General features: G+C 58.3%; 24 protein-coding genes. 1 reads left to right on the top strand and 23 read right to left on the bottom strand.

Features of this window, described 5'->3' with window-relative positions; genetic code table 11:
* Positions 1–3 precede the first annotated feature (3 nt).
* The 23 genes from LQ215_RS00475 to rpmH form a co-directional block, all read right to left on the bottom strand.
* Positions 4–477, bottom strand: a complete 474-nt coding sequence (locus LQ215_RS00475) for a tripartite tricarboxylate transporter TctB family protein (RefSeq protein WP_230146909.1) — start codon at positions 475–477, stop codon at positions 4–6.
* Between the two features lie 76 nt (positions 478–553).
* The gene (locus LQ215_RS00470) at positions 554–1,525 is read right to left on the bottom strand and encodes a tripartite tricarboxylate transporter substrate binding protein (RefSeq protein WP_230146908.1); all 972 of its coding nucleotides are present in this window, start codon (positions 1,523–1,525) and stop codon (positions 554–556) included.
* Between the two features lie 519 nt (positions 1,526–2,044).
* Entirely contained in the window at positions 2,045–3,877 is a 1,833-nt protein-coding gene (glmS, locus tag LQ215_RS00465) for a glutamine--fructose-6-phosphate transaminase (isomerizing) (RefSeq protein ID WP_230146907.1), read from the bottom strand.
* A gap of 1 nt (position 3,878) precedes the next feature.
* Positions 3,879–4,655, bottom strand: coding sequence for a DeoR/GlpR family DNA-binding transcription regulator (locus LQ215_RS00460; protein ID WP_058542459.1), 777 nt, complete (start codon positions 4,653–4,655; stop codon positions 3,879–3,881).
* A 209-nt stretch (positions 4,656–4,864) separates the two neighbouring features.
* Positions 4,865–6,232: a bifunctional UDP-N-acetylglucosamine diphosphorylase/glucosamine-1-phosphate N-acetyltransferase GlmU gene (glmU, locus tag LQ215_RS00455; RefSeq protein ID WP_230146906.1), complete on the bottom strand. Its 1,368-nt coding sequence runs from the start codon at positions 6,230–6,232 to the stop codon at positions 4,865–4,867.
* 115 nt (positions 6,233–6,347) lie between these two features.
* The gene (locus LQ215_RS00450) at positions 6,348–6,773 is read right to left on the bottom strand and encodes a F0F1 ATP synthase subunit epsilon (protein ID WP_157714416.1); all 426 of its coding nucleotides are present in this window, start codon (positions 6,771–6,773) and stop codon (positions 6,348–6,350) included.
* 45 nt (positions 6,774–6,818) lie between these two features.
* Entirely contained in the window at positions 6,819–8,195 is a 1,377-nt protein-coding gene (gene atpD, locus LQ215_RS00445; RefSeq protein WP_003207089.1) for a F0F1 ATP synthase subunit beta, read from the bottom strand.
* Positions 8,196–8,222: 27 nt separating this feature from the next.
* Positions 8,223–9,083, bottom strand: coding sequence for a F0F1 ATP synthase subunit gamma (gene atpG / locus LQ215_RS00440; RefSeq protein ID WP_186611299.1), 861 nt, complete (start codon positions 9,081–9,083; stop codon positions 8,223–8,225).
* Between the two features lie 50 nt (positions 9,084–9,133).
* Entirely contained in the window at positions 9,134–10,678 is a 1,545-nt protein-coding gene (atpA, locus tag LQ215_RS00435; protein WP_003207093.1) for a F0F1 ATP synthase subunit alpha, read from the bottom strand.
* A 21-nt stretch (positions 10,679–10,699) separates the two neighbouring features.
* The gene (locus LQ215_RS00430) at positions 10,700–11,236 is read right to left on the bottom strand and encodes a F0F1 ATP synthase subunit delta (protein ID WP_003207094.1); all 537 of its coding nucleotides are present in this window, start codon (positions 11,234–11,236) and stop codon (positions 10,700–10,702) included.
* Positions 11,237–11,248: 12 nt separating this feature from the next.
* Positions 11,249–11,719: a F0F1 ATP synthase subunit B gene (locus LQ215_RS00425; protein ID WP_003187193.1), complete on the bottom strand. Its 471-nt coding sequence runs from the start codon at positions 11,717–11,719 to the stop codon at positions 11,249–11,251.
* 58 nt (positions 11,720–11,777) lie between these two features.
* Positions 11,778–12,035, bottom strand: coding sequence for a F0F1 ATP synthase subunit C (gene atpE, locus LQ215_RS00420; protein WP_003097235.1), 258 nt, complete (start codon positions 12,033–12,035; stop codon positions 11,778–11,780).
* 131 nt (positions 12,036–12,166) lie between these two features.
* A complete protein-coding gene (atpB, locus tag LQ215_RS00415; protein ID WP_003207096.1) occupies positions 12,167–13,036 on the bottom strand; it encodes a F0F1 ATP synthase subunit A in 870 nt (289 codons plus the stop codon).
* A gap of 16 nt (positions 13,037–13,052) precedes the next feature.
* A complete protein-coding gene (locus LQ215_RS00410; RefSeq protein WP_013694636.1) occupies positions 13,053–13,460 on the bottom strand; it encodes a F0F1 ATP synthase subunit I in 408 nt (135 codons plus the stop codon).
* A 148-nt stretch (positions 13,461–13,608) separates the two neighbouring features.
* Positions 13,609–14,481: a ParB/RepB/Spo0J family partition protein gene (locus LQ215_RS00405; RefSeq protein ID WP_003207098.1), complete on the bottom strand. Its 873-nt coding sequence runs from the start codon at positions 14,479–14,481 to the stop codon at positions 13,609–13,611.
* A 9-nt stretch (positions 14,482–14,490) separates the two neighbouring features.
* Complete coding sequence (locus LQ215_RS00400) at positions 14,491–15,288, bottom strand: ParA family protein (protein WP_003207100.1); 798 nt, start codon at positions 15,286–15,288, stop codon at positions 14,491–14,493.
* A gap of 18 nt (positions 15,289–15,306) precedes the next feature.
* A complete protein-coding gene (gene rsmG / locus LQ215_RS00395) occupies positions 15,307–15,942 on the bottom strand; it encodes a 16S rRNA (guanine(527)-N(7))-methyltransferase RsmG (protein ID WP_230147015.1) in 636 nt (211 codons plus the stop codon).
* Positions 15,943–15,947: 5 nt separating this feature from the next.
* Entirely contained in the window at positions 15,948–17,846 is a 1,899-nt protein-coding gene (mnmG, locus tag LQ215_RS00390; protein ID WP_122567681.1) for a tRNA uridine-5-carboxymethylaminomethyl(34) synthesis enzyme MnmG, read from the bottom strand.
* A 564-nt stretch (positions 17,847–18,410) separates the two neighbouring features.
* Complete coding sequence (gene mnmE, locus LQ215_RS00385) at positions 18,411–19,781, bottom strand: tRNA uridine-5-carboxymethylaminomethyl(34) synthesis GTPase MnmE (protein ID WP_230146905.1); 1,371 nt, start codon at positions 19,779–19,781, stop codon at positions 18,411–18,413.
* A 79-nt stretch (positions 19,782–19,860) separates the two neighbouring features.
* A complete protein-coding gene (yidC, locus tag LQ215_RS00380) occupies positions 19,861–21,543 on the bottom strand; it encodes a membrane protein insertase YidC (RefSeq protein WP_230146904.1) in 1,683 nt (560 codons plus the stop codon).
* A gap of 2 nt (positions 21,544–21,545) precedes the next feature.
* Positions 21,546–21,791, bottom strand: a complete 246-nt coding sequence (gene yidD / locus LQ215_RS00375; protein ID WP_010465488.1) for a membrane protein insertion efficiency factor YidD — start codon at positions 21,789–21,791, stop codon at positions 21,546–21,548.
* Positions 21,784–22,185, bottom strand: coding sequence for a ribonuclease P protein component (rnpA, locus tag LQ215_RS00370; RefSeq protein ID WP_212800718.1), 402 nt, complete (start codon positions 22,183–22,185; stop codon positions 21,784–21,786). Before rnpA ends, yidD begins: the two co-directional genes overlap by 8 nt.
* 16 nt (positions 22,186–22,201) lie before the next feature.
* The gene (gene rpmH, locus LQ215_RS00365; protein WP_003213577.1) at positions 22,202–22,336 is read right to left on the bottom strand and encodes a 50S ribosomal protein L34; all 135 of its coding nucleotides are present in this window, start codon (positions 22,334–22,336) and stop codon (positions 22,202–22,204) included.
* Positions 22,337–22,902: 566 nt separating this feature from the next.
* Here rpmH and dnaA point away from each other — a divergent pair.
* Positions 22,903–24,429, top strand: a complete 1,527-nt coding sequence (dnaA, locus tag LQ215_RS00360) for a chromosomal replication initiator protein DnaA (RefSeq protein WP_003196144.1) — start codon at positions 22,903–22,905, stop codon at positions 24,427–24,429.
* Positions 24,430–24,462: the final 33 nt, after the last annotated feature.

Here is a 24,462-nt window from a genome sequence, read left to right as displayed (position 1 = left end):
CCCCTAGAAATCCAATAAACCGACTGGCAGGAGCAAGTCGAAGCCATGGCGAAAGATGTAAAAGATCAAGACAGCCGAAACGACGGCGATCAGCGCGTATCGCAGGTGCTTGACCTTTTCATCCGCAGGGGTCAACACGATGAACTGGGCATAGAGATAAAGCGCAGTCATGACTAGAAAACCGATCGGCTCCATCAGCGCCGTATAAAGCAGCACCAATGCCAGGGATTTGATGACCGTTGGGTAATCGATCGCCTCGGGCTTTTCCGCAGGCTCGGCACTTTTGTCCGGCAGCTTTCGCCACGCCCACAATTGCAACGCGCCCAACAGGCACAACGCGACGGCGAGCACCCAGGGCACAAAAGCGGCATCGACCGTCCCGCGACGCGGCAGGTTCATGGTCAATACCAGATAAGCGACGCCGGCGCCGAGCATGGCCAGGCCGGCAATCAGCTCGTTTCTTTTATAGGAATCCATACAGGCTCCTCTTGCTGGAAAGGACTGGCGATCGGGTGCTTGCCAACGCGGCGCACACCCGAGCCGTTACGTAAAATTATTTGGCTTTACGCATCTCGTCCTTGAACTGCATGAAGCTGTCGCGGGTTTTGCTCAAGGTAGCGACCGCTTCTTCGGTGCCCTGGAAGCTGACCGGCTGCTTGAAGGACTTTTTCAGCTCTTCGGCGTATTCCGGCTGTTCGGTGATCTTCTTCATGGTGTCGGCCATTTTCTTGACGATGGCCGGGTCAGTGCCTTTCGGGAAAGCGACGACGTAAGGCTTGTCCAGGATCAAGTCCACACCTTGCTCCTTGAAGGTCTTGACGTCGCCCAGCAGCGCGTTGCGCTCAGCGTTGGGTTGGCCCAAGGCAGTCATCTTGCCGCTGCTGATGTAATCCTGGACCGAACCATAACTGATGGCGCCGAGGTCAATGCGCTTGCCCAGCAAGGCAACGATTTTTTCGGACACCGTGCCGCTGTCGACCATCTTCAGTTTCACGCCGGCGAGCTTCTCGAACATCAGGCCCTGCAAGTGAGAGAAGTTGCCCATCTCGGTGCCGTAGGTGATAGTGCCGGGCTTGGCCTTGGCTTTTTCAATCAGTTGGTCGAGGCTGTCGATGCCCGAGCTTTTCGCCGAGACGAACACCGCGCCTTTGTCGACGCCGGCAATGCAGGAGATATCGAACGCATCAAAACGGTCCTCCGACAGCCCCGCGACTTCGTTGACGATCAACTGGCCGGTGTGAGTGAACAGGATGGTATTGCCGTCCGGCGCCGCGCTCTTGACCGCATCGGCGGCAATCGTCCCGCCCCCACCGGCCATATTGGTCACCACCATGGATTTTCCGGTGAGCTTGGTGAAGTACTTGGCCATCATCCGTGCGTTGAAATCGGTGTCACCGCCGGCGTTGGCGATCACCACCACCTGCACCGGACGATTTGGCCAGTCGCTGGCGTCGGCGGCCATCGCCGTGCCTGCGGTCAGGCTCAGAAAAGAGGCGATCAAAGAGGCGCAGAGTGTTTTCTTCATTATTGTTCTCCGGGTGCAGCCATTCATTGTGGGATTGAAGTTGCGCAAAGAACGAGCATGCCCAGCGCTGACGCCTGATGAGGCAGACGCGCGGGCCTGAACGTTGGAATCGAGGAATTGGATTGCAGTTGCGAGCCCGCACGGGGCTTTTCGCAAAGAGAGGAAGGTAACTGGCGCCCTGCGATGACGCGTGGGGCCGGTGACCTGCAAAATCGCTGGGCGGTAGATGTAGAAGACATGACTGCGCCTTTCGTTTTTATTATTTTCTATGTCATACGTTGTCGTATGACTTGATATCATCACCTATGTCCCGTGTTGTCAATGCAGTTGTTTGGCGGCCTGGCCTGAATACGACGAACAGGGCTGGCCGACCAAGGCGCAACTGGCGTTCGTCTCCCGCCTGAACCGGTATGAAGTCTAGGCGCCCCTAAAAAAAAACCCCCTGAATCAGGGGGTTGGTTTCGGTGAGCGTTTCGGGTCCAAGCTGGCAGGCTGGATCCGTTGCCCGCGCTACATCCTTTACTCAACTGTTACCGATTTCGCCAGGTTACGCGGCTGGTCCACATCGGTGCCCTTGAGCACAGCGACGTAGTACGACAACAACTGCAAGGGGATGGTGTAGAGAATCGGCGACAGGATGTCGTGGATGTGCGGCATGTGCACCACGTGGGTGCCTTCGCCATTGGTCATGCCAGCCTTTTCGTCGGCAAAGACAATCAACTGGCCGCCACGGGCGCGCACTTCCTGCAGGTTGGACTTGAGCTTTTCCAGCAGCTCGTTGTTCGGCGCGACGGTGACCACCGGCATATCGTTATCCACAAGCGCCAGCGGGCCGTGCTTGAGCTCGCCGGCCGGATAGGCCTCGGCGTGGATGTAGGAAATCTCCTTGAGCTTCAAGGCGCCTTCCATCGCCACCGGGAATTGCGCGCCACGGCCCAGGAACAGGGTGTGGTTCTTCTCGGCGAACAGCTCGGCGATTTTTTCCACGGTGCTGTCCATTGCCAAGGCTTCGCCCAGGCGAGCCGGCAGGCGGCGCAGTTCTTCCACCAGTTCGGCCTCGACACCCTTGCCCAGCGTGCCGCGCACTTGGCCCAGGGCCAGCGTCAGCAACAGCAGTCCCACCAGTTGCGTGGTGAACGCCTTGGTCGACGCCACGCCGATCTCACGACCGGCCTGGGTCAGCAGGGTCAGGTCGGATTCGCGCACCAGCGAGCTGATGCCGACGTTGCAGATCGCCAGGCTGGCGAGGAAACCCAATTCCTTGGCGTTACGCAGGGCAGCCAGGGTGTCGGCGGTTTCGCCGGATTGGGAGATCGTGACGAACAGCGAATCGGGTTGCACCACCACTTTGCGATAGCGGAACTCGCTGGCGACTTCGACCTGGCACGGAATACCGGCCAGTTCTTCCAGCCAGTAACGGGCGACCATGCCGGCGTGATAACTGGTGCCGCAGGCCACGATCTGTACGTTGCGGACCTTGGCGAACAACTCGGCCGCCTGTGGACCGAACGCCTGGACCAGCACTTGGCTCTGGCTCATGCGGCCTTCCAGGGTGCGTTGCACCACGGCCGGTTGTTCGTGGATTTCCTTGAGCATGAAGTGGCGGAACTCGCCCTTGTCGGCGGCTTCGGCACCGTCGCGGTACTGGACGGTTTCACGTACCACGTCTTTGCCATCGAGGTCCCAGATCTGCACGCTGTCGCGGCGAATTTCGGCGATATCGCCCTCTTCAAGGTACATGAAGCGGTCAGTGACCTGGCGCAGCGCCAACTGATCGGACGCCAGGAAGTTTTCCCCCAGGCCCAGGCCAATGACCAATGGGCTGCCGCTGCGGGCCGCCACCAGGCGATCCGGTTGTTTCGTGCTGATGACCGCCAGCCCATAAGCCCCGTGCAGTTCCTTGACGGTGGCCTTGAGGGCGACGGTCAGGTCCACCAGGTCCTTGAGCTTGTGATTGAGCAGATGGGCGATGACTTCAGTGTCGGTGTCCGAGGTGAACACGTAGCCGAGCGCCTTGAGCTGTTCGCGCAAGGCTTCATAGTTCTCGATGATGCCGTTGTGCACTACCGCCAGATCGCCGGAGAAATGGGGATGGGCGTTGCGCTCGCACGGTGCGCCATGGGTGGCCCAACGGGTGTGGGAAATGCCCAGGCGACCGATCAGCGGTTCAGCGTCCAGGGCGCGTTCCAGCTCGCTGACCTTGCCGGGACGACGCATCCGCTCAAGCTTCCCGTCGTTGGTAAACACCGCCACACCGGCGCTGTCGTAGCCGCGGTATTCCAGGCGCTTGAGGCCTTCGAGCAAGATTGCAGTGATGTTGCGTTCAGCAACGGCGCCGACAATTCCACACATACTATTTCTCCTGGCTGACAGGCGCGCAGATCACGGTGATGCCGCGGGCCTGAATCTGATCGCGGGCCTCTACGGGCAGGCGATCATCGGTAATGAGGGTATGGACGCTGCTCCACGGCAGCTCCAGGTTGGGGATCTTGCGGCCGATCTTGTCGGCCTCCACCATCACGATCACTTCCCGGGCAACCTCAGCCATCACGCGGCTCAAGCCCAACAGTTCGTTGAAGGTGGTGGTACCTCGAACCAGATCGATGCCGTCGGCGCCGATGAACAGCTGGTCGAAGTCATAGGAACGCAGGACCTGCTCGGCCACCTGGCCTTGGAACGACTCGGAGTGAGGGTCCCAGGTGCCGCCGGTCATCAACAGCACCGGCTCGTGCTCCAGTTCGCTCAAGGCATTGGCGACGTGCAGGGAATTGGTCATCACCACCAGGCCCGGTTGTTGGCCGAGTTGCGGAATCATGGCCGCCGTGGTGCTGCCGCTGTCGATGATGATGCGCGCGTGTTCGCGGATCCGCTTCACCGCGGCCCGGGCAATGGCCAGTTTGTACTTGGAGACGCTTTGCCCGTTATCAGCCACCAACTCCTGCGGCATCGGGACCGCGCCACCGTAGCGACGCAGCAGCAGGCCGTTGGTTTCCAGGGCGGCGAGATCCTTGCGAATCGTAACTTCCGAGGTTTCGAAGCGCTTGGCCAGCGCATCCACACTGACCTCGCCCTGCTCTTGGAGCAAGGCAAGGATATTGTGACGGCGTTGTGGTGTGTTGCGTTTCGACATGGCGGGATAAGTTTCGATTCGAAAGATAACGTAACTAATCAAAACCTATTGAAGGGATGTCGTCAAGGCAGGAGAAGAAAAATTCAGAAATCCCCTAAATCAATGTGGGAGCGAGCTTGCTCGCGAAGGGGCCAGGTCAGGCAATGCTGCTTTACCTGATACACCGCTATCGCGAGCAAGCTCGCTCCCACAGGGGGTTGTGGATAACTTCAGGGCTTCTTGATTTTCTCCGGGCGCTTCCAGCCATCAATATTGCGCTGCCGGGCGCGAGCCACAGCCAGTTGGGACTTATCCACATCCTGATTGATCGTTGAACCTGCGGCGGTGTTTGAACCATCACCAATAGTCACTGGAGCGACCAGCGAGTTGTTGGAGCCGATGAACACGTCTTCTCCAATGGTCGTCCGGTACTTGTTGGCGCCATCGTAGTTGCAGGTGATGGTCCCGGCGCCAATGTTGGTGCGGGCGCCGATTTCAGCGTCACCGAGGTAGGTCAGGTGCCCGGCCTTGGCGCCTTCGCCCAGGTGAGCATTCTTCAGTTCAACGAAGTTACCCACATGGGCATGGGCTTCCAGCACCGAGCCTGGACGCAGGCGGGCAAACGGGCCGGCGTCGCTGCCCTCCCCCATGACCGCACCGTCGAGATGGCTGTTGGCTTTGATCACCACGCCTTTGCGCAGGGTGCTGTCCTTGATCACGCAGTTCGGGCCGATGACCACGTCGTCTTCGATGACAACCTTGCCTTCGAGGATGACGTTGATGTCGATGACCACATCGCGGCCCACGCTGACTTCACCACGCACGTCGAAACGGGCCGGATCGCGCAAGGTCACGCCTTGGGCCATCAGGCGGCGGGCGGCGCGCAATTGATAGTGGCGCTCCAGCTCAGCCAGTTGCCGGCGATCGTTGGCGCCCTGCACTTCCATGGCGTCCAACGGCTGCTCGGTGGCGACCACCAGCCCGTCGCTGACGGCCATGGCAATCACGTCGGTCAGGTAGTACTCGCCCTGGGCATTGTTGTTCGACAAGCGGCTCATCCAGTCACCCAGGCGCTCGGCCGGTACGGCCAGGATCCCGGTGTTGCCTTCAGTGATCGCGCGCTGGGCTTGGTTGGCGTCCTTCTGCTCGACGATGGCGATCACTTGGCCGTCGTCGTTACGCACGATGCGGCCATAACCGGTGGGGTCGTCCAGCTCGACGGTCAACAGGCCCAACTGCTGTGGGGCGACGTGCTTGAGCAGGCGTTGCAAGGTGTCGACTTCGATCAGCGGCACATCGCCGTAGAGAATCAGCACCGTATCGGCCGTGACGAACGGCACGGCCTGGGCCACTGCATGGCCGGTGCCCAGTTGTTTGTCCTGCAGGACGAAATTCAGGTCATCGGCGGCCAGGCGTTCGCGCACCGCATCGGCGCCGTGGCCGATCACCACGTGAATGCGCTGTGGATCAAGTTGCCGGGCGCTGTGGATAACATGGCCGAGCATGGAATTGCCGGCTACCGGGTGCAAGACCTTGGGCAGCGCCGAACGCATGCGGGTGCCTTGGCCGGCCGCGAGGATAACGATTTCGAGAGACATGACTGGCTACCAATCCTGGGTGGTCAGCGGCTGCGACCAGATGATGAGTGTCGGGAAAAGAAAAAAGGGTAGCCGAGGCTACCCTTTTTAATCAATCGCACAGAAAGCAGACGGCTTAACCGCCGAACTTCTTGCGGATCTGCTGGACGGTGCGCAGCTGGGCTGCAGCCTCGGCCAGACGTGCAGCAGCAGAACCGTAATCGAACTCCGCGCCGCGCTCGTGCAGGGCCTTCTCGGCAGCCTTGACGGCTTCCTGAGCGGAGGCTTCGTCCAGGTCGGCAGCACGTTGCACGGTGTCGGCAAGGACCTTGACCATGTTCGGCTGAACCTCGAGGAAACCACCCGAGATGTAAAACACCTCGGCTTCCCCGCCCTGCTTGATCAAGCGGATCGGACCTGGTTTCAGATTAGTGATCAACGGCGCGTGACCCAGAGCGATACCAAGATCACCCAGTGCACCGTGCGCAATCACCATCTCGACCAGACCGGAGAAGATTTCCCCTTCCGCACTGACGATATCGCAATGGACTGTCATAGCCATCTGATTGCCTCAACCTAAATTAGCGCCCGTTGCCGGGCGCCGGGATTACAGTTTCTTGGCTTTCTCGATCGCTTCTTCGATGCCGCCGACCATGTAGAACGCTTGTTCTGGCAGGTGGTCGTAGTCACCGTTGAGGATGCCTTTGAAGCCAGCAATGGTGTCTTTCAGGGAAACGTATTTACCCGAGGCACCGGTGAAGACTTCAGCCACGAAGAACGGCTGCGACAAGAAGCGCTGGATCTTACGAGCGCGGGATACCAACTGCTTGTCGGCTTCCGACAGCTCGTCCATACCCAGGATCGCAATGATGTCCTTCAGCTCTTTGTAGCGCTGCAGCACGTACTGGACGCCGCGAGCGGTGTCGTAGTGCTCCTGGCCGATCACGTTCGGGTCCAGCTGGCGCGAAGTCGAGTCCAGTGGGTCAACCGCTGGGTAGATACCCAGGGAAGCGATGTCACGGGACAGAACGACGGTGGCGTCCAAGTGGGCAAAGGTGGTCGCTGGCGACGGGTCGGTCAAGTCATCCGCAGGTACGTATACCGCTTGGATCGAAGTGATCGAACCTTCCTTGGTCGAAGTGATACGTTCTTGCAGAACGCCCATCTCTTCAGCCAGGGTCGGCTGGTAACCTACTGCCGAAGGCATACGGCCCAGCAGTGCGGATACTTCGGTACCGGCCAGGGTGTAACGGTAGATGTTGTCGACGAACAGCAGAACGTCGTTACCTTCGTCACGGAACTTCTCGGCCATGGTCAGGCCGGTCAGGGCTACGCGCAGACGGTTTCCCGGCGGCTCGTTCATCTGGCCGTAGACCAGTGCCACTTTGTCCAGAACGTTGGAATCCTTCATCTCGTGGTAGAAGTCGTTACCCTCACGAGTACGCTCACCCACACCGGCGAACACGGAATAACCGCTGTGCTCGATGGCGATGTTACGGATCAGTTCCATCATGTTTACGGTCTTGCCCACACCGGCACCACCGAACAGACCGACTTTACCGCCCTTGGCGAACGGGCAAACCAGGTCGATAACCTTGATGCCGGTTTCCAGCAGGTCGTTGCCGCCCGCCTGTTCAGCGAAGGATGGCGCAGGACGGTGAATGCCCCAGCGCTCTTCGGTGTCGATCGGGCCAGCTTCATCGATCGGGTTGCCCAGTACGTCCATGATCCGGCCCAGGGTCGCTTTACCGACCGGTACGGAGATGGCAGCGCCAGAGTCGATAACGTCCAGACCGCGCTTCAAGCCTTCGGTAGAACCCATCGCAATGGTACGAACGATGCCGTCGCCCAGCTGCTGCTGAACTTCCAGGGTAGTTTCCGCGCCTTGTACTTTCAGCGCGTTGTAGATGCTCGGTACGCTGTCGCGTGGAAATTCCACGTCGATAACGGCGCCGATGATTTGAACGATACGTCCGCTACTCATAGCTGGATCCTCTGAATATTTGAACCGTTAAACCGCGGCAGCGCCGCCGACGATTTCCGAGATCTCTTGGGTGATCGCAGCCTGACGCGCCTTGTTGTAGATCAGCTGCAAATCGCTGATCAAATCACCGGCGTTGTCGGTAGCGTTCTTCATCGCGATCATCCGCGCCGCTTGTTCAGCTGCGTTGTTCTCGACCACCGCCTGGTAGACCTGCGACTCCACGTAGCGGACCATCAAGCCGTCAAGCAGCTCCTTGGCATCCGGTTCGTAGAGATAGTCCCAGTGGTGCTTGAGTTCCTGTTCCGGGGTCGCCACCAGTGGGATCAATTGCTCCACGGTTGGCTGTTGCGTCATGGTGTTGATGAACTTGTTGGATACCACGGACAGGCGGTCAATCCGGCCTTCCAGGTAAGCATCCAGCATCACCTTGACGCTGCCGATCAGGTCATTGATCGACGGCTCTTCACCCAGGTGGCTGATAGCAGCGACGACGTTGCCGCCGAAGTTGCGGAAGAAAGCCGCACCCTTGCTACCAATCACGCACAGATCGATCTCGACGCCTTGTTCGCGGTTTACAGCCATGTCCTTGACCAGGGCCTTGAACAGGTTGGTGTTCAAGCCACCGCACAGACCACGGTCACTGCTCACCACAACGTAACCGACGCGCTTGACGGCGCGGTCGATCATGAATGGGTGGCGGTATTCCGGGTTGGCGTTGGCCAGATGACCAATCACCTGGCGGATGCGCTCCGCATAAGGGCGGCTAGCAGCCATGCGCATTTGTGCCTTGCGCATTTTGCTGACCGCCACTTTTTCCATGGCGCTGGTAATCTTTTGCGTGCTTTTGATGCTCGCAATCTTACTGCGAATCTCTTTTGCGCCTGCCATGTAACACCTATCAGGTTAGCAAGCGGGAGCCTTGCGACTCCCGCTGCGGCTTACCAGGTTTGGGTGGCCTTGAACTTCTCGATACCGGCTTTCATGCCAGCGTCGATTTCGTCATTGAAGTCACCCTTCACGTTGATCTTGGCCAACAAGTCGGCGTGATCGCGGTTGAAGTAAGCAATCAGCGCTTGTTCAAAGCTGCCGACCTTGGCGATTTCAACGTCAGTCAGGAACCCACGCTCAGCGGCATACAGCGACAGCGCCATGTCAGCGATCGACATTGGTGCGTATTGCTTCTGCTTCATCAGCTCGGTAACGCGCTGACCATGCTCAAGTTGCTTACGGGTCGCTTCGTCCAGGTCAGAAGCGAACTGGGCGAATGCCGCCAGTTCACGGTACTGGGCCAGGGCGGTACGGATACCACCGGACAGCTTCTTGATGATCTTGGTCTGAGCGGCACCACCCACACGGGATACCGAAACACCGGCGTTCACAGCAGGACGGATCCCGGAGTTGAACATGGCCGATTCCAGGAAGATCTGACCGTCGGTGATGGAAATCACGTTGGTCGGAACGAACGCGGAAACGTCGCCAGCCTGGGTTTCGATGATCGGCAGAGCGGTCAGGGAGCCGGTCTTGCCGGTCACTGCGCCGTTGGTGAACTTCTCTACGTACTCTTCCGAAACGCGGGATGCGCGCTCCAGCAGACGGGAGTGGAGATAGAACACGTCGCCTGGGTAGGCTTCACGACCTGGTGGACGGCGCAGCAGCAGGGAGATCTGGCGGTAAGCCACTGCCTGCTTGGACAGATCGTCATAAACGATCAGCGCGTCTTCACCGCGGTCGCGGAAGTATTCGCCCATGGTGCAACCGGAGTACGGTGCCAGGAACTGCAGCGCAGGAGATTCCGAAGCACTGGCCGCCACGATGATCGTGTTGGCCAGGGCGCCGTTTTCTTCCAGCTTGCGAACCACGTTGGCAATGGTCGATTGCTTCTGACCGATGGCGACGTAGACGCAGAAAATGCCGCTGTTCTTCTGGTTGATGATCGCGTCGATCGCCAGAGCGGTCTTACCGATCTGACGGTCACCGATGATCAGCTCACGCTGGCCACGGCCGACTGGGATCATGGCATCGACAGCCTTGTAGCCAGTCTGTACAGGCTGGTCTACCGACTTACGCCAGATCACGCCAGGAGCAACTTTCTCGACCGCGTCGGTCTCGGTGTTGTTCAGCGGACCTTTGCCGTCAACAGGGTTACCCAGTGCGTCGACAACGCGACCCAGCAGTTCCTTACCAACCGGAACTTCGAGGATGCGGCCGGTGCACTTGGCGCTCATGCCTTCGGCCAGCGACTGGTAGGAACCCAGTACAACGGCACCTACGGAGTCTTGCTCCAGGTTGAGGGCCATACCGTAGACGCCGCCCGGAAACTCGATCATCTCGCCGTACATGACGTCGGCCAGACCGTGAATCCGCACGATACCGTCAGATACGCTGACGACAGTGCCTTCGTTACGGGCTTGGGAGGTCACATCGAGCTTGTCGATGCGGCCCTTGATAATTTCACTTATTTCGGAAGGATTGAGTTGCTGCATTGCTCTGCTGCCCCTTCAAACTCAAGATTTCAATGCTTCGGCAAGTTTCGCGATTTTGCCGCGAATCGAGCCATCGATAACCAGGTCGCCGGCGCGGATTACAACGCCCCCTATCAGGGACTTGTCTTCCTCGACTTGCAGGCGCACTTCCCGGTTGAGTCGTGCACTGAGAACCTTGGCGAGTTTGTCTTGCTGTTCTTGGTTCAATGCGAAAGCACTGGTCACTTCCACGTCTACCGACTTCTCTTGCTCGGCCTTGTACAGGTCGAAAAGAGTGGCGATCTCCGGCAGAAGCAGGAGACGGTCGTTTTCGGCAACGACATGAATGAAATTCTGTGCCTTGGCATCGAACTTGTCGCCGCACACGTCAATGAACGTGGCGGCCTTTTCTGCGCTCGTCAGTCGCGGGGCCTTGAGCACGCGCTGCATGGTGTCGTCTTGCGACACCGCTGCAGCCAGGCCGAGCATGGCTGACCAATTGGCCAGTTGCTGGTGGGCCTGAGCGTGCTCGAAGGCCGCCTTAGCGTAAGGTCGGGCCAACGTGGTCAGTTCTGCCATGATCGCCCTCGCTTAGATTTCAGCAGCCAGTTGGTTAACCAGCTCTGCGTGCGCGTTTTGATCGATTGTGGCACCCAGGATCTTCGAAGCACCGCCAACGGCCAGGGCACCCACTTGGGCACGCAGCGCGTCTTTGACACTGTTGAGTTCCTGTTCGATCTCGGCTTGAGCCTGAGCCTTCACACGGTCAGCTTCGACGCGAGCCTGTTCACGGGCTTCGTCGACAATCTGGGTACCGCGTTTCTTGGCTTGCTCGATGATTTCAGCTGCCTGAGCTTTCGCTTCGCGCAGTTGCTGACCCACTTTCTCATGGGCCAACTCCAGGTCGCGAGCTGCACGGCTGGCAGCGTCCAGACCATCAGCGATCTTCTTTTGACGTTCGTGCAATGCCGCAATGACCGGAGGCCATACGAACTTCATGCAGAACAGTACAAAAATCAGGAACGCAACGGACTGGCCAATCAGGGTCGCATTAATGTTCACGCCAACACCTCGCAGTTACGTTGTCCATCACACCAATCTACTCGAGACATCCGAGTAATTAGCCAGCGATTTGACCAACGAACGGGTTCGCAAAGGTGAAGAACAGCGCGATACCAACACCGATCATGGTCACGGCGTCGAGCAGACCGGCCACGATGAACATTTTGACTTGCAGCATTGGAACCATTTCTGGCTGACGCGCTGCGCCTTCCAGGAACTTGCCGCCCAACAGGCCGAAACCAATTGCGGTACCCAGTGCGCCCAGGCCGATCAACAGTGCAACAGCGATAGCGGTTAGACCAACTACAGTTTCCATCTTTCCTCCCGACTTTTACGTCGTATGGTTTAGGTTTTTTAGATTAAAGCGGTAAAACAAATCGTTTCTCAGCCCGGTTCGGGCTCCTTCCCGTTTGACCGGGAAGGACATCAGACTAGTCGAGACTGGCCTTAATGGTTTTCTTCGTGCGCCATCGACAGGTAGACGATGGTCAGCATCATGAAGATGAACGCCTGCAGGGTGATGATCAGGATGTGGAACACAGCCCACGCCCATTGCAGGACTACACCCAGGCCGCTGAGCCACAGCAGGCCGCTGCCGAACATCACAGCGATCAGGATGAACACCAGTTCGCCGGCATACATGTTGCCGAACAGACGCAGTGCCAGAGAAATCGGTTTGGCGATCAGGGTCACGAATTCGAGCAGGAAGTTCACCGGGATCAGCAGGGCTTGAACCAGGATGTTCTTGCTGCCGAACGGGTGCAGGGTCAGTTCGCCGATGAAGCCGCCGATGCCCTTGACCTTGATGCTATAGAAAATGATCAGTGCGAAGACCGAGAAGGCCATGCCCAGGGTCGCGTTCGGGTCAGTGGTCGACACCGCGCGGAATGGGATGTGGTGGTCACCGGAGATCAGGATGGCCAGTTGAGGAATCCAGTCGACCGGCACCAGGTCTACGGCGTTCATCAGGAACACCCAGACGAAGATGGTCAGTGCCAGCGGTGCAATCACCGGGCTACGGCCATGGAAGCTGTCTTTCACGCTGCCATCGACGAATTCGACCAATACTTCAACGAAGTTTTGCAGTGCACCAGGCTGACCGGAAGTCGCCTTCTTAGCCGCCATGCGGAAAAGAAGAACGAAGATCAGACCCAATGCGACCGACCAGCCGAGGGTATCGACGTGGAAAGCCCAGAAGCCCATTTCCTTGGCTTCTGCTGCGGTGTGGGCAAAGCCCCAGCCGCCGTTGGGTAGCTGACCGAAGGTCAGGTTCTGCAAGTGGTGCTGGATATAGCCCGAAGCGGTTGTCTCTGCCATGGTTGCCTCAAACGCCCTAAGGTCTCGAAAGTCTTGTTCTCATTAGCAGGGGAGCGAACCAGCTAACCAGTTGGGTCAGCACGAAGACGCTGAATACAGCCAGCGGCGCCAGTGGCTTCACACCTGCGAACGTCAATGCAAACAGCACTGCCGTCAAAATCAGTTTCCCCGCCTCGCCGGCATAAAAAGACCGGACGATAGCCTGGGCTGCTCGGGCGCCGGAAAACCGAAAGGCCCTGTGAGCGAAGTAAATATTGGGAAGCAAGGCTATCAGGCCTCCGCAAAGCCCTGAGTATCCGGCGACGACTCCTTTCCATTGCCAGAGCGCCAATGCGGCGATCAGTACAACGGTGAATTGAGCCATCAAAACCGGGAAAACTGCCAGACGATGGAACGGCAAGCGGTTTGGCGTGCGGGTTTCCATCGCTTTTGCTCTCCAATGGTCGGCCGCCATAATTCAATAACTTGGCATAATTTGTGCCGACAAAATGCGCGCAGAGTATAGGGGCGGTTCTGCCCCTATTCAACTGCCAGGTAGTGATTTCCGACTGCGCGCTACAAGAGCAATTGTTTCAGCGAATGTGTGCAAGGACACCTTGCAGCTCATCGAGGGAGTTATAACCGATCACCAATTGCCCTTTGCCCTTCTTACCGTGGCGAATCTGCACCGCAGAGCCCAGGCGCTCGGCCAGGCGCTGTTCCAGGCGAGCGATATCAGGATCGGTTTTGGGGGCTTCGACAGGGGCCGGTTTGCCGCTCAGCCACTGGCGAACCAGTGCTTCGGTTTGGCGCACAGTCAGGCCTCGTGCGACAACATGTCGCGCCCCTTCAACCTGTTGATTTTCCGGCAAACCGAGCAACGCACGGGCATGACCCATTTCCAGGTCGCCATGGGACAGCATGGTCTTGATGACTTCCGGCAATGCGATCAGGCGCAGCAGGTTGGCCACGGTCACACGGGACTTGCCCACCGCCTCGGCAACTTGTTGCTGGGTCAGCTGGAATTCCTGCTGCAAGCGCTGCAGGGCCACGGCTTCCTCGATCGGGTTGAGGTCTTCACGCTGGATGTTCTCGATCAGCGCCATGGCGATGGCCGTTTCATCCGGCACATCGCGGACCATTGCCGGGATGGTTTCCTGGCCGGCCTGCTGGCTGGCGCGCCAGCGACGTTCACCGGCAATGATCTCGAAGCGTCCATTGGCGATCGGCCGGACCACGATCGGCTGCATCACGCCCTGGCTCTTGATCGACTGGGCCAGTTCTTCCAGCGCCTGTGGATCCATGTCCCGGCGCGGCTGGTATTTGCCGCGCTGGATCAGATCCAGCGGCAAGTGCTGCAACTCACGCTGATCGACCTGGACGGCCTGTTCTTCCAGCGAGCTGACAGTGGGACCGCTGAGCAGTGCATCCAGTCCACGTCCGAGACCTCGTTTCTTGACGGCCATGGGGTTTCCTTAAGTTGGCTGGGCTGCAGCGGTGCGAGGGTTGCGGCGCTGACGGCGAACCATCTCGCCCGCCAGGGCCAGGTAAGCCAGCGCACCACGGGATTGTTTGTCGTAGGCCAGGGCCGGCATCCCGTAGCTCGGCGCTTCGGCCAGGCGGATATTACGCGGGATGACGGTGTCGTAGAGCTGCTCGCCGAAGTGTTCCTTGAGCTGGGCCGAAACGTCGTTCATCAGGCTCAGGCGCGGGTCGTACATGGTCCGCAACAGGCCTTCGACCTTCAGGTCCGGGTTCAGCAGTTCGGCGATGCGCTTGATGTTATCCACAAGGTCGCTCAACCCTTCCAATGCGAAATATTCGCACTGCATGGGGATAATGACCCCATCGGCCGCCACCAGGGCGTTGAGGGTCAGCATCGACAGCGACGGCGGGCAATCGATCAGGATGTAATCGTAGTTTTCCCGGATCGGCGCCAAGGCGCTGCGCAGACGGCTTTCCTTCATCTGCATTTCCAACAGCACCACTTCGGCCGCCGTCAGGTCACGGTTGGCTGGCAGCAGTTGATAACCGCCGTGCTCGGAGAAGTGCATGGCCTGGCCCAGATCGCATTCGCCGATCAGGACGTCGTAGATGGAGTTTTCCAGGCCATGTTTATCCACACCGCTACCCATGGTGGCGTTGCCCTGTGGATCGAGATCGATCAACAGCACCCGACGCTTGGTCGCGACCAGGGATGCTGCGAGGTTGATACAGGTGGTGGTCTTGCCCACACCACCCTTCTGGTTCGCTATCGCGAATACCTTAGCCATTCTTGCTTGTGTTCCCAATCATGCCGTGCGGCGCAGTATCAGCAGATGGCGTTGGCCTTGGCAACCGGGTACGGCCAAGGCGTGTTCGCTATCGAGGTGGAAGTCTGCCGGCAATGCTACCAGCTCATCGGCCGGATGAACGCCCTTCATTGCCAGCCAGCGCGTATCGGCGTCGCCCAGGTGGCGAGTCCAGTTAGTGAAGTTCTCCATGCTGCTGAACGCTCGGGAGATGATCCCGTTGAACGGCTCGGCAGGTTGGAACGCTTCGACGCGGCTGTGGATAACTTGCAAGTTATCCAGTTTGAGTTCGAGTTTGACCTGGGTCAGGAAGCGGGTTTTTTTGCCATTGCTGTCCAGGCAGGTCACTTGCGAGGCGGGAAACAGGATCGCCAGCGGGATTCCCGGCATGCCGCCGCCACTGCCAACGTCCAGCCAGCGACCGTTTTCGATAAAAGACATGACGCTGAGGCTGTCGAGCAAATGGCGCGAGACCATTTCGTCCGGATCGCGCACGGCGGTCAGGTTGTAGGCCTTGTTCCATTTGATCAACAACGCCAGATAACCCAGCAATTGCGCATGCTGGGCTTCAGTCAGGCTGACGCCGAGCTGACGGGCACCTGTGGATAACTCTTCAGCGTGTTGCGAGGTGACCATCGAACTCAAGCGCTTTGCTCCAACTGGCGGCCGGCGCCGCGTTTTTTCAAATGAATCATCAACAGGGAAATTGCCGCTGGGGTCACGCCAGGGATGCGCGACGCCTGGCCCAGGGTCTCTGGACGGGTCGCACCGAGCTTGCTCTGGATTTCTTTCGACAACCCGGAAATGCCGGTGTAATCGATATCCACAGGCAGCTTGGTGTCTTCGCTGGCGCGCAGACGGGCGATTTCGTCCTGCTGGCGGTCGATGTAACCGGCGTATTTGGTCTTGATCTCGACCTGTTCGGCCACCTGTGGATCTTCCGCGCCCTGGCCGGTCACTTCCACCAGCCCGGCATAGTCGATTTCCGGACGGCTCAAGAGGTTGAGCAGGTTGTATTCGTGGGTCAGCGGCGTGCCGAATTTCGCCGCAATGGCATCGCCCTGCTCGGTACCGGGACGAACCCAGGTGCTTTTCAGGCGCTGCTCTTCCAGCTCGATGCTCTCGCGTTTCTTGCAGAACGCAGCCCAGCGCACGTCATCCACCAACCCCAGTTCGCGACCTTTTTCGGTCAAGCGCAGGTCGGCGTTGTCTTCACGCAGGATCAGGCGATATTCGGCCCGGGAGGTGAACATCCGATACGGTTCCTGGGTTCCCAGGGTAATCAGGTCGTCCACTAGCACACCGATGTATGCCTCATCGCGACGCGGGCACCAGGCTTCTTTGCCCTTGGCGAGCAGTGCGGCGTTGGCTCCTGCGAGCAAACCCTGGGCGCCGGCCTCTTCGTAGCCGGTGGTGCCGTTGATCTGCCCGGCGAAGAACAGACCGCCGATAGCTTTGGTTTCCAGGCTGTACTTCAAATCGCGCGGATCGAAGTAGTCGTACTCAATCGCATAACCCGGACGCACGATGTGCGCGTTCTCCATGCCACGGATCGATTGCACGATCTGCAATTGCACGTCGAACGGCAGACTTGTGGATATCCCGTTCGGATACAACTCATGGGTGGTCAAACCTTCCGGTTCGATGAACACCTGATGGCTTTCCTTGTCGGCAAAACGATGGATCTTGTCTTCGATCGACGGGCAATAACGCGGGCCGACACCTTCGATTTCACCGGCAGCGGAATACATCGGCGAACGATCGAGGTTCGCCGCGATGATTTCGTGGGTGCGGGCGTTGGTGTGGGTGATCCAGCAACTGACTTGCCGTGGATGCTGTTCCTTGTTGCCCATGAACGACATTACCGGGATCGGCGTATCGCCAGGCTGCTCGGTCATCACCGAGAAATCCACGGACTTGCCGTCGATGCGAGGTGGCGTACCGGTTTTCAGGCGCCCGACACGCAATGGCAACTCACGCAGACGGTGAGCCAGAGCAATCGACGGCGGATCACCGGCGCGACCGCCGGAGAAATTCTGCAAACCGATGTGGATAAGTCCGCCGAGGAAGGTCCCGGTGGTCAACACCACGGAATCGGCGAAGAACCGCAGGCCCATTTGGGTGACGACACCACGGACCTGGTCCTGCTCGACGATCAGGTCATCGGCCGCTTGTTGAAATATCCACAGGTTCGGCTGGTTTTCCAGGATTTCACGGACAGCGGCCTTGTACAGGACTCGGTCCGCCTGGGCGCGAGTAGCGCGCACGGCTGGGCCCTTGCGGCTGTTCAATACGCGAAACTGGATACCACCTTTATCGGTGGCCATGGCCATCGCGCCGCCTAGTGCATCGATTTCCTTGACCAGGTGGCTTTTGCCGATCCCACCAATGGCAGGGTTGCAACTCATGGCACCGAGGGTTTCCACGTTATGCGTCAGCAACAGGGTTTTTGCGCCCATGCGTGCTGATGCAAGTGCTGCCTCGGTACCGGCATGACCGCCGCCGATGACGATCACTTCAAAACGGGAAGGGAAATCCACCACGCACCTCGTGCCTGCTTAATTCAGGTAATTCGGAAATAGGTCTTGAGCCTGGCCAGAGCGTTTTTCGAGCCAGGTCGGCAAGTATAGGGACTTCCCCTTTCCTAAAGAACCCTTTGCACAAAATTTAACCAGCTGTGGAAAACCTGCGGTTAAAGAAATTAAAAAGAAAGAAATTTATAAAACCTTTGTTTTTATGTTTATTCTTACTGAGCCACCTTTCTGTGGATAACGTTACGCAGACCTTTATTTTCAATGTGTACAGAGATTCGAAACCCTGTGGTCATGTGGCAATGAGGGGCTTGGATAACCGGTGTAAGCCTGTGGATGAATGGGCCTGTTATCCACAGGGGCGATTATCTTCAGATTTGAAGGGGGTTTATCAACCGACCTCAATGGCAGTTATTCACAGGGCTTAATCCACAGAAAACCGCCGCGATGGACCGCCGCAGCGTCCACAGGCAAGCCGCCATCAAGGGCAATCATGTCAAAAACAGAGGAGAGGAACCGGGTTTGCGTTGGACTCGAGAGGCTTCGAGGGCAAACCCGGTTTGAAAAGCGGGGTTATTTACCGATGCAGAAGCTGGAGAAGATCCGCCCCAACAGGTCATCGGAACTGAAGGCCCCAGTAATTTCCCCAAGGGCATGTTGGGCCTGGCGAAGGTCTTCGGCCAACAACTCACCCGCCCCCGCCAAGGTCAGCTGCGCGCGACCGTGTTCCAGGGCGGCGCTGGCATGGCGCAAGGCTTCAAGATGCCGCCGGCGGGCGCTGAAGCTGCTTTCCGCGGTCTGCTCATAACCCATGCAGGCCTTGAGATGTTCACGCAGCAACTCCAGGCCTTCGCCCGCCGACTTCGCGCTCAGGCTGATGGTCACATGACCGTCGTTGCTGACCTCAAGGACAATCGCTTCCCCGGTCAGGTCGGCCTTGTTGCGGATCAAGGTGACTTTTGCCGGATCCGGGCGGACTTCGAGGAATTCAGGCCACAAGGCAAATGGATCGTCCGCCTCCGGTGCGGTGGCATCCACCACCAGCAGCACCCGATCGGCTTCACCGATGGCCTTGAGCGCCCGTTCAACGCCGATTTTTTCCACCTGGTCATCGGTGTCGCGCAAACCGGCGGTATCCACTACGTGCAGTGGCATGCCGTCGATGTGGATATGTTCACGCAGGATGTCCCGGGTGGTGCCGGCGATCTCGGTGACAATCGCCGCCTCGCGACCGGCCAGGGCATTCAACAGACTGGACTTGCCGGCATTCGGCCGCCCAGCAATCACCACGGTCATCCCATCGCGCAACAAGGCACCCTGCCCGGCTTCGCGCAGTACTGTGGATAACTCATCGCGCACTTTATCCAGCAGGCTCAGCACGTGGCCATCGGCTAGGAAGTCGATTTCCTCTTCCGGGAAATCAATCGCGGCCTCGACGTAGATCCGCAGGCCGATCAATTGTTCGGTGAGGTTATGCACACGCTGGGAAAATGCGCCCTGCAAGGACCGCAACGCGTTGCGTGCCGCCTGTGCCGAACTGGCTTCGATCAAATCGGCGATCGCCTCGGCCTGGGCCAGGTCGAGCTTGTCGTTGAGGAATGCCCGTTCACTGAACTCACCCGGCCGGGCCAGGCGACAGCCCAGTTCCAGGCAACGCTTGAGCAGCATGTCCAGCACTACGGGGCCGCCGTGCCCTTGCAGTTCCAGTACGTCTTCGCCAGTGAACGAATTCGGCCCCGGGAAATACAATGCCAGCCCCTCGTCGAGCACCTGCTGGTCATCACTGAAAAACGGGCCGAAATGAGCAAACCGCGGCTTGAGTTCACGACCGCTGATAGCCTTGGCCGCGACGCTGGCCAAGGGCCCCGAAATACGGACGATGCCGACACCACCGCGACCTTGGGCGGTGGCAACGGCGGCGATGGTTTCACGCGGAGCGCTCATAAACCGGTATCCAGACAAAAGTGGCAGATAGCAAAACGCCCCACTAGGGGGCGTTTTGTGTGGTTATCCACAGAGCAAGTTACGCCTCGGCTTTTTTCGCAGCCGCTTCGATCTTACGCGTGATGTACCACTGCTGAGTGATGGACAACACGTTGTTCACAACCCAGTACAGCACAAGACCAGCCGGGAACCACAGGAAGAAGAAGGTGAAGATGATTGGCATCATTTTCATGACCTTCGCCTGCATCGGATCCGGAGGCGTTGGGTTCAGCTGCTGCTGGATGAACATGGTCGCGCCCATGATGATCGGCAGGATGAAGAACGGATCCTTGATCGACAGGTCGGTAATCCACAGCATGAATGGCGCCTGGCGCATCTCCACGCTTTCCAGCAACACCCAGTAGAGCGACAGGAACACGGGCATCTGTACAAGAATCGGCAAGCATCCACCCAGCGGGTTGATCTTCTCTTTCTTGTACAACTCCATCATGGACTGGGACATTTTCTGCCGGTCATCGCCATGTTGCTCTTTCAGCGCGGCCAGTTTCGGGGCCACAGCGCGCATGCGAGCCATGGATTTGTAGCTGGCGGCCGACAATGGGAAGAACAGGCCCTTGATCAGCATGGTCAGGAAAATGATCGACCAGCCCCAGTTACCGACGATGCTGTGGATATGTTGCAGCAGCCAGAAGATCGGCTGGGCAATGAACCACAGGAAACCGTAGTCCACGGTCAGTTCCAGGCCTGGGGACAACTCTTTCAGCACGGCCTGGCTTTTAGGACCGGCATACAGAATGGCGCTGGTTTCGGCTTTAGCCCCTGGCGCGGCAGTCAATGTCGGGCCGGTGTAACCGATGATGAAGTTGCCTTTGCTGTCTTTACGCGTCTGGACGACGTTGCTGTCGCCTTTCTGCGGGATCCAGGCTGTTACAAAATAGTGCTGCAGCCAGGCAACCCAGCCACCTTGGACGGTTTCCTTGAGCGGGCCCTTGTCCATGTCCTTCATCGACACTTTCTTGTACGGCTCCGAACTTGTCCACAGGGCGGCGCCCAGGTAAGTCGCGGTGCCGGTGGCAGTGCTCGAAGAAGGATCGGAGCTGGCGTCGCGCTTCAATTGCGCGAACATCGCACCGGACCAGGGCTGTGCGCTCTGGTTGTCGATCAGGTAAGAGACGGTTACGTCATACAGGCCACGTTTCAAGGTGAAACGCTTGATGTAGTTGACACCATCCTTGCTGAACTTCAGGTCCACGACCAATTGGTCCTGACCATCAGCCAGTTGATAAGTCTTCTTCTCGGCGGAGTAGACCGGGCGACCGGCCGGGTTCGAATCCGGGCCGTTGGTACCGATCAGGCCACTTTGGGCCAGATAGGTGCGCTCGTTACCGTTGTCGAACAACTGGAACGGGATTTCCGGATGATCCTGGCGACGCGGGTACAGCGGCAGCTTCAGCTGAGCGACGTCACCACCTTGTGGATCGATTGCCAGCTCGAGCACGTCCGTTTTGATCTGGATGAGATCCTTGCTTACGGCCACGGGGGCTTCGGCGGGAGCGCTGGTATCGCTTGCCGCGCGCGGGATGTCGTCATTGCTGGCAGCGTTGTTGCCAACTGGGGCATCCGGCAGGCTCGGTGCGGTATTGCTGGCTGCAACATTCTGAGTCGGCAGGGCAGCCTGGCCATAGTCCTGGTTCCATTTAAGGACCATGACGTAGGACACGATTGCCAGGGCGACGATCAGGATCGTGCGTTTGATATCCATGATTACTCGGCCATCGAAGAAGAACGGGAGGTAGGGATAGGCGGAACCGGGTCATAACCGCCGGGATTCCACGGATGACAGCGACCTAAACGACGAAAGGTCAGCCAGCCACCGCGCAGTAGGCCATGATTTTCTATGGCTTCGTACGCGTAGCAGGAACAACTGGGGTAGAAACGACAGTGACTGGCCATCAAAGGACTAATGGCATAGCGGTAAAACTGGATCGGAACGAGTGCCAGTTTACGCATCAGGACTGTCTACCCCTACAGTTTCGGTGTTGACTGCTGGTACTGGCTTGTTGCGTGCCAGACGCTTCCAGAGCTTGCCGAAATGCTGAATCAATTCGGGGCTTTCTACGTCACCCAAACCTTTGCGCGCGACGATAACAATGTCCCATCCAACCAGTGAATCCTGGTTCAGGCGAAACGATTCGCGCATCAGACGTTTGAGGCGATTGCGCTGAACAGAGAGCTTGACGCTCTTTTTCCCGATAACCAGCCCTAGTCGGGGGTGATCGAGATCGTTACTGCGCGCAAGGAGCAGGAGATTTTTCCCCGGAACCTTGCCGGTAGGGGAGTCAAAGACTGCCTTGAAATGCCGGGGTGTAAGCAGACGCTTTTCCCGACTGAAGTCCTGACTCACCTCCAGTGCCGGATTATCAAACTGCCAGACGCGCACGACCTTTGGCGCGACGACGCGACAGGACGGCACGACCGTTCTTGGTAGCCATGCGAGCACGGAAACCGTGGGTACGAGCGCGTTTGATAGTGCTTGGTTGGAAAGTACGTTTCATGTCGTGTTACCTGGTTCGTCCACAACGGGCCGGAATGGCCCCCGTTTTAAGAGACCGGGGATTCTAGAGAAAGCAAGCCTCTAGGTCAATTTCCAACCAGCGTTTCCTTTAAATAGATATCCAGGCGCTTGGGCGGATTCAACACACGACGCTAGATATAGAAATAAAGAAGGGAATTATTTAAAGCTTTTCTGTAAAGCTTATAAAAGCAAGGCCGTCGCCTGCCTGTGGATAACCATGCTAAGGCCTTGTAATCCGCCATGTACAGAGAATGACAACTACAGGGGAAAGCAGTGGCTAGCCTGTGCTGCGCTGTCGGATAAGCTGTGTGTGGAATGCGTGGTTATCCACAGGCCGGTTATCCACCGACTTTCGCCCCCACTTGTGCAACGACCTCAGGCCCGGTTATCCACAGAGCTTATCCACCGACCGCCCGTCGTCTTTTTTGCACTTAACGCATTGATAAATCATGGGCGATCAGCAAGCTGCATGTGGATAAGTGGGCGTCTGATCGCTACAATGGCCGCTTGTTTTTGCCTCACCGGCTTTCAACTTAGGGGATATCCGTGTCAGTGGAACTTTGGCAGCAGTGCGTGGAGCTTTTGCGCGATGAGCTGCCTGCCCAACAATTCAACACTTGGATCCGTCCACTACAGGTCGAAGCCGAAGGCGACGAGTTGCGTGTCTATGCACCGAACCGTTTCGTTCTCGACTGGGTCAATGAAAAGTACCTGGGCCGGGTCATGGAACTGCTCGACGAGCATGGCAATGGCATGGCGCCTGCGTTGTCCTTATTAATAGGCAGCAAGCGCAGCTCGGCACCGCGTGCAGCGCCCAATGCGCCGCTGGCCGCCGCAGCGTCACAGGCTCAGCAGGCTGCAACCGCGCCGGTTAACAACCACGCAGCCCCCGCACCCGCGCCAGCCCCGAGCAAACGCAACGCACAAAAGGTCGCCGAGGTCAGCGAAGAACCCTCCCGGGACAGCTTCGACCCGATGGCCGGTGCCAGCTCCCAGCAGGCGCCGGTGCGTGCCGAACAGCGCACCGTCCAGGTCGAAGGCGCGCTCAAGCACACCAGCTACCTGAACCGGACCTTTACCTTCGAGAATTTCGTCGAAGGTAAATCCAACCAATTGGCCCGCGCGGCCGCCTGGCAGGTCGCGGACAATCCCAAGCACGGCTACAACCCGCTGTTCCTTTATGGCGGCGTAGGCTTGGGTAAGACCCACTTGATGCACGCAGTGGGCAACCATCTATTAAAGAAGAATCCGAATGCCAAGGTCGTGTACCTGCATTCCGAGCGTTTCGTGGCCGACATGGTCAAGGCGCTGCAGCTGAACGCGATCAACGAGTTCAAGCGTTTCTACCGTTCGGTGGACGCCTTGCTGATCGACGATATTCAGTTCTTTGCCCGCAAGGAACGTTCCCAGGAAGAGTTTTTCCACACCTTCAACGCATTGCTTGAAGGCGGGCAGCAGGTCATTCTCACCAGTGACCGCTACCCGAAAGAAATCGAAGGCCTTGAAGAGCGCCTCAAGTCGCGTTTCGGCTGGGGCCTGACGGTGGCCGTCGAGCCGCCGGAGCTGGAAACCCGGGTCGCGATCCTGATGAAGAAAGCCGACCAGGCCAAGGTCGAGCTGCCTCACGACGCCGCGTTCTTTATCGCCCAGCGTATCCGCTCCAACGTGCGTGAGCTCGAAGGTGCCCTCAAGCGGGTGATCGCTCACTCGCACTTCATGGGCCGCGACATCACCATCGAGTTGATTCGTGAGTCGTTGAAGGACCTGTTGGCACTTCAGGACAAATTGGTTTCTGTGGATAACATTCAGCGAACCGTTGCGGAATACTACAAAATCAAGATTTCCGACCTGCTGTCCAAACGCCGTTCGCGTTCGGTGGCACGTCCGCGTCAGGTGGCGATGGCGCTGTCCAAGGAACTGACCAACCACAGCCTGCCGGAAATTGGCGATGTGTTTGGCGGACGCGACCACACCACCGTGCTGCACGCCTGCCGCAAGATCAACGAACTTAAGGAATCCGACGCGGACATCCGCGAGGACTACAAGAACCTGCTGCGTACACTGACCACTTGATGACCACCAGCGCAGCTTATTAAGGCAAGGGAC

Source organism: Pseudomonas brassicacearum (assembly GCF_918698105.1).
GTDB classification, from domain to species: Bacteria; Pseudomonadota; Gammaproteobacteria; order Pseudomonadales; family Pseudomonadaceae; genus Aquipseudomonas; species Aquipseudomonas brassicacearum_F.
This window is presented reverse-complemented; position numbering and strand designations above follow the sequence as displayed.

Excerpts from the sequence above, each read along its gene's own strand:
- LQ215_RS00460 (WP_058542459.1), bottom strand. The coding sequence starts at position 4,655 with ATGTCGAAACGCAACACACCACAACGCCGTCACAATATCCTTGCCTTG.
- yidD (WP_010465488.1), bottom strand. The coding sequence starts at position 21,791 with ATGCGTAAACTGGCACTCGTTCCGATCCAGTTTTACCGCTATGCCATT.
- LQ215_RS00405 (WP_003207098.1), bottom strand. The coding sequence starts at position 14,481 with ATGGCCGTCAAGAAACGAGGTCTCGGACGTGGACTGGATGCACTGCTC.
- glmU (WP_230146906.1), bottom strand. The coding sequence starts at position 6,232 with ATGTCTCTCGAAATCGTTATCCTCGCGGCCGGCCAAGGCACCCGCATG.
- rsmG (WP_230147015.1), bottom strand. The coding sequence starts at position 15,942 with ATGGTCACCTCGCAACACGCTGAAGAGTTATCCACAGGTGCCCGTCAG.
- rpmH (WP_003213577.1), bottom strand. The coding sequence starts at position 22,336 with ATGAAACGTACTTTCCAACCAAGCACTATCAAACGCGCTCGTACCCAC.
- atpB (WP_003207096.1), bottom strand. The coding sequence starts at position 13,036 with ATGGCAGAGACAACCGCTTCGGGCTATATCCAGCACCACTTGCAGAAC.
- LQ215_RS00450 (WP_157714416.1), bottom strand. The coding sequence starts at position 6,773 with ATGGCTATGACAGTCCATTGCGATATCGTCAGTGCGGAAGGGGAAATC.
- atpE (WP_003097235.1), bottom strand. The coding sequence starts at position 12,035 with ATGGAAACTGTAGTTGGTCTAACCGCTATCGCTGTTGCACTGTTGATC.
- atpD (WP_003207089.1), bottom strand. The coding sequence starts at position 8,195 with ATGAGTAGCGGACGTATCGTTCAAATCATCGGCGCCGTTATCGACGTG.
- LQ215_RS00410 (WP_013694636.1), bottom strand. The coding sequence starts at position 13,460 with ATGGAAACCCGCACGCCAAACCGCTTGCCGTTCCATCGTCTGGCAGTT.
- mnmE (WP_230146905.1), bottom strand. The coding sequence starts at position 19,781 with ATGAGCGCTCCGCGTGAAACCATCGCCGCCGTTGCCACCGCCCAAGGT.
- LQ215_RS00470 (WP_230146908.1), bottom strand. The coding sequence starts at position 1,525 with ATGAAGAAAACACTCTGCGCCTCTTTGATCGCCTCTTTTCTGAGCCTG.
- LQ215_RS00475 (WP_230146909.1), bottom strand. The coding sequence starts at position 477 with ATGGATTCCTATAAAAGAAACGAGCTGATTGCCGGCCTGGCCATGCTC.
- atpA (WP_003207093.1), bottom strand. The coding sequence starts at position 10,678 with ATGCAGCAACTCAATCCTTCCGAAATAAGTGAAATTATCAAGGGCCGC.
- yidC (WP_230146904.1), bottom strand. The coding sequence starts at position 21,543 with ATGGATATCAAACGCACGATCCTGATCGTCGCCCTGGCAATCGTGTCC.
- atpG (WP_186611299.1), bottom strand. The coding sequence starts at position 9,083 with ATGGCAGGCGCAAAAGAGATTCGCAGTAAGATTGCGAGCATCAAAAGC.
- glmS (WP_230146907.1), bottom strand. The coding sequence starts at position 3,877 with ATGTGTGGAATTGTCGGCGCCGTTGCTGAACGCAACATCACTGCAATC.
- LQ215_RS00430 (WP_003207094.1), bottom strand. The coding sequence starts at position 11,236 with ATGGCAGAACTGACCACGTTGGCCCGACCTTACGCTAAGGCGGCCTTC.
- LQ215_RS00400 (WP_003207100.1), bottom strand. The coding sequence starts at position 15,288 with ATGGCTAAGGTATTCGCGATAGCGAACCAGAAGGGTGGTGTGGGCAAG.